Annotated in this window: 3 protein-coding genes; all 3 read left to right on the top strand. The window is 47.1% G+C overall.

Annotation, left to right across the window (positions count from 1 at the left end; genetic code table 11):
- The first annotated feature begins 901 nt into the window (after positions 1–901).
- The 3 genes from ACM0OY_RS38500 (at position 902) to ACM0OY_RS38490 (ending at position 8170) form a co-directional block, all read left to right on the top strand.
- Positions 902–7273: a HAMP domain-containing protein gene (locus ACM0OY_RS38500; protein WP_414573977.1), complete on the top strand. Its 6372-nt coding sequence runs from the start codon at positions 902–904 to the stop codon at positions 7271–7273.
- Positions 7274–7514: 241 nt separating this feature from the next.
- Positions 7515–7841 (top strand): ATP-dependent Clp protease adapter ClpS, encoded by a 327-nt coding sequence (clpS, locus tag ACM0OY_RS38495; protein ID WP_414573976.1) that lies wholly within the window; start codon positions 7515–7517, stop codon positions 7839–7841.
- A gap of 5 nt (positions 7842–7846) precedes the next feature.
- Positions 7847–8170, top strand: a complete 324-nt coding sequence (locus ACM0OY_RS38490) for a DUF2103 domain-containing protein (RefSeq protein ID WP_414573975.1) — start codon at positions 7847–7849, stop codon at positions 8168–8170.
- Positions 8171–8229 lie beyond the last annotated feature (59 nt).

Raw genomic sequence — 8229 nt, 5'->3', positions numbered from 1 at the left:
CAAATACTCATTAATCCAGTTCAGAGGTGGATTAATCCAGTTCAAATACTCATTAGACCTCTTGCAAAAGTCCCTAACACCCCACCCCCAACCCCTAAGAGCTTGCGGGGCTACAGTGTACACACAAGTCGGAAAGAGTAGTCTGTCAAGGAATAATTGACGAGTAGATTCTCTGTAGAGACGGCGATTTATCGCGTCTTGTGAACGTGTTGGTCTATCAGACGCGATAAATCGCGTCTCTACATGAGGGCTTTCTCGCTAATCCCAAGTGTATTAGGATAAAACTGAATCAGACTTGTGTGTACACCTTAGGGGGAGCGTTTGCTGTCTTCAAATGCGGGGTGGGGTTCTTTATTTTTGATTTATCTCCATAAATCATCCTCTCTAGTACCTAGTGCCTTTGGTAGCGTATCAACATAAAATATTTACCAGTTATCCATAAAAGAGATCGAATAGCTATGATTAGCTAAGTGGTATGGCACATACACCAACGCCACTAGCATTTAGCTAGTACAAAGCAGCGTAAATAGAGCAACCATTGAAAATCGCTAAAGGGCTTATTGTGTAACACTTTTGACTTTTGACTTTTGACTTCCGCCTTGCGGTACTAGGGTCTTTATTAACTGCTTACACTCGCACCCATAAAAATTAGTTCGATCCACTTTCTATTCCCTACCGTCTATTTTGATAAGTATTAGCTAAAAGTATTCTCACTTCTAGTTCGCCAAGGGAACTTGGCAGGGTAAAGGCAAAGGAGAAAAGGGCAAAAATTTTTAATACCTTTGCCTTTAACCTTTTCCCAGTCCCCAGCCCCCACAAACGGTTTTTTGAACTGGCATACTAGGTACGGGGTGCAAAAAATACAAAAAATTCTGCAAGAATCACGACTAAGGATAAGGCTATGGCAACCGAACAGTTGACTAGAGACAGCGACAATCTGGATTTAAATCAGCTACTCAGAACGCTGACGGCTGTCAAGCAGGGCGATTTCTCAACTCGAATGCCCATAGACCATACTGGTGTTGCTGGGAAAATAGCGGATACCCTCAATGATATAATCGATCAAAATCAGCGGATGGCGACCGAGCTACAGCGAATTGGTAATGTTGTCGGCAAAGAAGGCAAGATTGGCGATCGCGCTTCTTTAGGAGATGTTCGCGGTTCCTGGTCAGATTGTGTAACTTCTGTCAATACTTTAATTACAGATTTAGTCCAACCAACAGCAGAAACAACTCGTGTCATTCGGGCTGTGGCTAATGGTGACTTATCGCAAACCATCGCCACAGAAATTGATGGCAGACCTCTACAAGGTGAGTTTCTCCAAACTGCCAATATTGTGAACACGATGGTAGACCGCCTCGGTTCCTTTGCCTCGGAAGTGACGCGGGTTGCGCGTGAGGTGGGCACTGAAGGTAAACTCGGCGTACAAGCCCAAGTGCGCGGCGTGGCTGGCACTTGGAAGGATTTGACTGACAATGTGAACTTGATGGCGGGAAATCTCACAGGGCAAGTCCGCAATATTGCGGAAGTTGCCACAGCGATCGCTAACGGTGACCTCTCCAAAAAAATCACTGTGGATGTCAAAGGCGAAATTTTGGAGTTGAAAAACACCGTTAATACAATGGTGGATCAACTGAATTCCTTTGCATCAGAAGTAACAAGAGTTGCCCGCGAGGTGGGAACCGAAGGTAAGTTGGGCGTCCAAGCCGAAGTTAAAGGAGTTGCAGGTACTTGGAAGGATCTCACAGACAACGTTAATTTAATGGCGGGGAATTTAACCGCCCAAGTCCGCAACATTGCCGAAGTCACAACAGCCGTGGCAAATGGCGACCTTTCCAAAAAAATCACTGTGGATGTCAAAGGCGAAATTTTGGAGTTGAAAAACACCGTTAACATCATGGTGGATCAACTCAATTCCTTTGCATCAGAAGTAACAAGAGTTGCCCGTGAGGTGGGTGCAGAAGGAAAACTCGGCGGTCAAGCAGAAGTCCGGGGGGTAGCGGGTACCTGGAAGGATCTCACCGATAGTGTGAATTTCATGGCGGGAAGCTTGACGGCACAGGTGCGGAATATTGCCGAAGTGACAACGGCGGTGGCTAATGGCGACCTTTCCAAGAAAATCACTGTGGATGTGAAGGGCGAAATTCTCGAACTGAAAAACACCATCAACACGATGGTGGATCAATTGAATTCCTTTGCATCGGAAGTAACGCGAGTTGCCAGGGAAGTGGGAACCGAAGGCAAACTCGGCGTACAAGCAGAAGTCAGGGGAGTGGCGGGGACTTGGAAAGACTTAACGGATAACGTTAACTTAATGGCAGGTAACCTCACCGGACAAGTGCGAAATATTGCCGAAGTTGCAACTGCCATCGCCAGCGGTGACCTCTCGAAGAAAATCACCGTTGATGTTAGAGGTGAAATTCTGGAGTTGAAAAACACCATCAATATCATGGTGGATCAACTCAGTTCTTTTGCATCGGAAGTGACGCGGGTTGCCAGAGAGGTGGGCAGTGAAGGGAAACTCGGCGTACAAGCAGATGTTAAGGGTGTAGCTGGTACTTGGAAAGATTTAACTGACAGCGTGAACTTCATGGCGGGAAGTTTAACGGCACAGGTGCGGAACATTGCCGACGTGACAACGGCTGTGGCGAATGGTGACCTTTCCAAGAAAATCACTGTGGATGTCAAAGGCGAAATTTTGGAGTTGAAAAACACCATTAATACAATGGTGGATCAACTGAGTTCCTTTGCATCGGAAGTCACGCGGGTAGCGCGGGAAGTGGGAACCGAAGGAAAATTGGGCGTGCAAGCTGAAGTCAGGGGAGTGGCTGGGACTTGGAAAGACTTGACCGACAATGTAAACTTAATGGCGGGGAACTTGACCGACCAAGTACGAAACATTGCGGAAGTTGCCACTGCGATCGCCAACGGTGACCTTTCTAAGAAAATTACTGTTGCTGTCAAAGGGGAAATTCTAGAGTTGAAAAACACCATCAATATCATGGTGGATCAACTCAACTCCTTTGCAAGTGAAGTTACAAGGGTTGCACGGGAAGTAGGCAGTGAAGGTAAACTGGGTGTACAAGCCGATGTGCGTGGCGTGGCTGGTACCTGGAAAGACTTAACCGACAGCGTAAATTTCATGGCGGGAAGCTTAACGGCACAAGTGCGAAATATCGCCGCCGTCACAACTGCTGTAGCTAATGGCGACCTCTCGAAGAAAATTTCCGTTGATGTCAAAGGTGAAATTTTGGAGTTGAAAAACACCGTCAACACAATGGTGGATCAACTCAATTCCTTTGCCAGTGAGGTGACGCGGGTAGCGCGGGAAGTGGGAACCGAAGGCAAGTTGGGCGTCCAAGCCGAAGTTAAGGGAGTAGCCGGGACTTGGAAGGACTTGACCGACAGTGTAAACTTCATGGCGGGAAGCTTGACAGCCCAGGTGCGGAATATTGCCGAAGTGACAACGGCGGTAGCTAACGGCGACCTTTCTAAGAAAATCACCGTTGATGTGAAGGGCGAAATTCTGGAACTCAAGAACACCATCAACACAATGGTGGATCAACTTAATTCCTTTGCCAGTGAGGTAACGCGGGTAGCGCGGGAGGTGGGAACCGAAGGAAAACTCGGCGTGCAAGCCTACGTCAGAGGGGTTGCCGGCACCTGGAAAGATTTAACGGACAACGTAAACTCAATGGCGGGGAACCTCACCGGACAAGTCCGCAACATCGCCGAAGTTACCAAGGCGGTGGCTAACGGCGACCTCTCCAAGAAAATTACTGTGGATGCCAAAGGCGAAATTTTGGACTTGAAGAACACCACTAATACAATGGTGGATCAACTCAGTTCCTTTGCCTCGGAAGTAACGCGGGTGGCGCGGGAAGTGGGAACCGAAGGTAAGTTGGGCGGACAAGCCCAAGTCCAAGGTGTTGCAGGCACCTGGAAAGATTTAACCGACAACGTAAACTCGATGGCGGGGAACTTAACGGCACAGGTGCGGGGTATTGCTAGAGTTGTCACCGCAGTTGCGAACGGCGACTTGAAACGCAAACTCATGCTAGACGCCAAGGGTGAAATTGAAACTTTGGCAGAAACCATCAACGAGATGATTGATACCCTAGCCACCTTTGCCAACCAGGTAACCACAGTAGCGCGGGAAGTGGGAATCGAAGGAAAATTAGGCGGACAAGCCAGAGTACCTGGGGCGGCTGGAACTTGGAAAGACTTGACGGATAACGTCAACGAACTCGCTGCTACATTGACAACCCAGTTGCGAGCGATCGCCGAAGTTGCTACAGCTGTAACTAAAGGTGATTTAACTCGTTCCATCGCCGTCGAAGCACTAGGGGAAGTTGCCATCCTCAAAGACAACATCAACCAGATGATTGCCAATCTGCGAGAAACAACCCAGAAAAACACCGAACAAGACTGGTTGAAAACTAACCTCGCTAAATTTACCCGAATGCTCCAAGGTCAGCGAGACTTAGAAACCGTATCAAAATTAATTCTCTCAGAACTCGCGCCCTTAGTAGGAGCGCAACACGGCGTATTCTACCTGATGGATGCGGTGGATAATAATAGCACGTATTTGAAACTAATTAGTAGCTACGCCTATCGCGAACGCAAACATCTAGCTAATCGCTTTTTCATGGGTGAAGGTTTGGTGGGACAATGCGCCTTAGAAAAAGAGCGAATTCTGCTCACAGAAGTGCCAAATGACTATATCAAAATTGGCTCTGGTTTAGGAGAAGCTACGCCTTTGAATGCCGTAGTCTTACCCGTACTCTTTGAAGGACAAGTCACAGCAGTCATTGAGTTAGCGTCCTTCCGCCGCTTTAGCGAAATCCACTTGACATTCTTCGACCAGCTTACAGAAAGTATAGCGATCGTCCTCAACACCATCGCTGCTTCCATGCGAACTGAAGAATTACTCAAGCAGTCGCAATCATTGGCTGAAGAACTACAAACCCAGCAAAATGAACTCCGGGAAACCAACAAACGCCTAGAACAACAAGCCCAATCACTCAAAGCCTCGGAAGATTTACTCAAAGGACAGCAGGAGGAACTGCAACAAACCAACGCCGAATTAGAAGAAAAGGCAGAATTACTGGCTCAACAGAAGAAAGAAGTCGAACGCAAAAATCGTGAAATCGAACAAGCGAGAACGTCTTTGGAAGAAAAAGCAGAACAACTGGCCCTCTCGTCAAAATACAAATCAGAGTTTCTTGCCAACATGTCCCATGAATTGCGGACACCCCTGAATAGCTTGTTAATTTTGGCCAAGCTATTAGCAGATAACATTGATGGCAACCTCAATAACAAACAAGTCGAATACAGCCAGACAATTTACTCAGCAGGTACAGATTTATTGGCGTTGATTAACGACATTCTCGACCTCGCCAAAATTGAATCTGGAACCATGTCAATTGAAATGACCCAAATGCTTTTGGTTGAATTGGGCGAGCAAATTGAGCGCACTTTCCGGCAAATAGCCAACAGCAAAGGACTTGCTTTCACAATTGAATTTCTTCCCGAATTGCCACTCAGCATTTATACAGATGTCAAACGCTTACAACAGGTATTGAAAAATCTCCTCTCCAACGCTTTTAAATTTACCGAGCAAGGAGAAGTCCGCTTGCGGGTTGCGGTAGCGCAGCAAGGATGGAGTTCCGACCACGAAAGCTTAAATCGCGCCCAGTCAGTGATTGCCTTCTCAGTCACCGACACAGGTATTGGCATTGCCCTTGAGAAACAAAAAGTCATTTTCGAGGCATTTCAGCAAGCTGATGGCTCTACCAGTCGCAAATACGGCGGTACGGGATTAGGCTTATCAATTAGCCGCGAAATTGCCCGTCTCTTTGGCGGCGAAATCAAATTAGTTAGTCAACCCGGTCAAGGTAGCACGTTTACATTCTATTTACCACAAGGCGCAGGACACGCGGACACGGGGGCGCAAAAACGCGGGGAAATGGAGAGAATATTTGAGCGATTCTCTGCGTCTTCTTCTTTCTCCCCCTCCCCGCGTCTCCCCCTCCCCACGTCTTCTTCACCTCCCCAGTCCCCACTGATTAATGACGATCGCACTACAATCAATCTCGGCGATCGCGTATTATTAATTGTCGAAGATGACCTTAACTTTGCCCGTATCCTTCTAGATATGGCGCAACAGCACGGATTTAAGGTAATAACTGCCCAAACTGGCACCACAGGCTTGATGCTAGCCCAGCAATTTTTACCTTCAGCCGTTTTGCTAGACATCAGATTGCCCGAAATGGATGGATGGACAGTATTAGATCGTCTCAAACATGACTCCAATACTCGTCACATTCCCGTACACATCATGAGCGTTGAGGAAGGTAGACAGCGCGGTTTGCAACTAGGAGCGATCGCATATCTGCAAAAACCATTAACTAGTGAGACAATATCGGAAGCGCTGGGTAGAATTAAAGGTTTCGTCGAACGCCAAGTGAAAAATCTACTGGTAGTGGAAGACGACGACACCCAACGCCATAGCATTGTCGAGTTAATTGGCAACAGCGACGTTGCTACCACCGCCGTCGCCACAGGTGCAGCAGCCATCGAAGCCATCCGCACCCAGCATTTTGATTGTCTCGTCCTCGATTTAGGGCTACCAGACATGACCGGGTTTGAACTCATCGAGCAAATCAAGCTTTTACCAAACGGTAAATCTCTGCCAATTATTGTCTACACAGGTAGAGAAATTAGCAAAGCTCAAGAAACCGAACTCAGACGCATTGCAGAGACAATCATTATAAAAGATGTGCGATCGCCCGAACGTCTTTTGGATGAAACAGCCTTATTCTTACACCGAGTCCAAGCAAATTTGCCAGAACCCAAGCGACAAATCCTCGAACAACTCCATTCCAGAGACCACTTACTCATCGGCAAAAAAGCACTAATTGTAGACGACGATGTGCGGAATATCTTCGCTCTCACAAGTATGTTAGAGCGTTATCAAATCCAGGTGTTATATGCTGAAAACGGCAGAGAAGGAATTACTTTGTTAGAAAGTACACCAGATATTGATGTCGTTTTAATGGACGTAATGATGCCAGAAATGGACGGTTACGAAACAACACGTCAAATTCGTCAAAACAATCGCTTTCAATCCTTGCCGATTATTGCACTCACCGCCAAAGCCATGCAAGGCGATCGCGAAAAGTGCATTGAAGCAGGAGCATCAGACTATATCACCAAACCCGTAGATACCGAACAATTGCTCTCACTCTTGCGTGTTTGGCTGTATCGGTAACAGTGACTGGTGACTGGGGACTGGGGAGATGGCTTCGCTAAGGGAAAAGGGAAAAGGAGGGATCTTTCGTTTACCCTTTGCCCCTTGCCCTTTGCCCCTTGCCCCTTGCCTTTTGCCCCATGCCCAATGCCCACTTGCCCTGAGCGAAGCCGAAGGGATGCCCAATGCCCAATGCCCAGACAATGCACTAAACTAGTTATTTATAATGTAGTTTTGTAAAATCCTGTTCCCTAACTCTTCTATGGTTACGACACTTTCAGCAGATGTTTACGGGATGGCCACAGCACCAACTGTAGCTCCTGAACGGTCTAATCAAGTTGTCCGCAAGACTTATCCGAATTACAAAGTGATTGTATTAAACGACGATTTTAATACATTCCAACATGTAGCCGAGTGTTTGATGAAATATATTCCAGGAATGAGCGGCGATCGCGCTTGGGATTTGACTAATCAGGTACACTATGAAGGTCAAGCGATCGTCTGGGTTGGTCCCCAAGAACCTGCGGAACTTTATCACCAGCAGCTGCGCCGTGCAGGTTTGACAATGGCACCCCTAGAAGCAGCTTAATCATCATGGGCAAACCCACCGCAGATCCTGACCGCACAGCTTCCCAAAAAACCGCCAGACTAGTTTGGAATCACTCGACACACATTTCCGGTTTGATCCCTATTTTAGAACGTCTGTGTCAGCAGGATGGCATCCAAACTGTGACGCCGGGAGTGATTGGGCGGGTAAAAGGTCATTGCCCAAAAATGCAACTCCGCGTCTCAATACCAATTCGCGGAGGCTATAAAGTCATCGCACGGCAGGGTAAAACGGTGCAAGAAGTGTTTATTTTAACTACTTTGACCCAAGAACAATTGGAAGCAGCATTAGCGATCGCTATGAAATTATAATTTTGTCATTAGTCATTAGTCATTAGTCATTAGTCATTAGTCATTAGTCATTAGTCATT

It is taken from the genome of Nostoc sp. CCY 9925, from assembly GCF_963920935.1.
In the GTDB taxonomy this organism is placed as follows: domain Bacteria; phylum Cyanobacteriota; class Cyanobacteriia; order Cyanobacteriales; family Nostocaceae; genus Nostoc.
Note: the sequence above shows the minus strand (reverse complement) of the source record. Positions and strands in the feature narration are given on the sequence as shown.

Coding starts and splice junctions, on each gene's coding strand:
- ACM0OY_RS38500 (WP_414573977.1), top strand. CDS start 902: ATGGCAACCGAACAGTTGACTAGAGACAGCGACAATCTGGATTTAAAT.
- clpS (WP_414573976.1), top strand. CDS start 7,515: ATGGTTACGACACTTTCAGCAGATGTTTACGGGATGGCCACAGCACCA.
- ACM0OY_RS38490 (WP_414573975.1), top strand. CDS start 7,847: ATGGGCAAACCCACCGCAGATCCTGACCGCACAGCTTCCCAAAAAACC.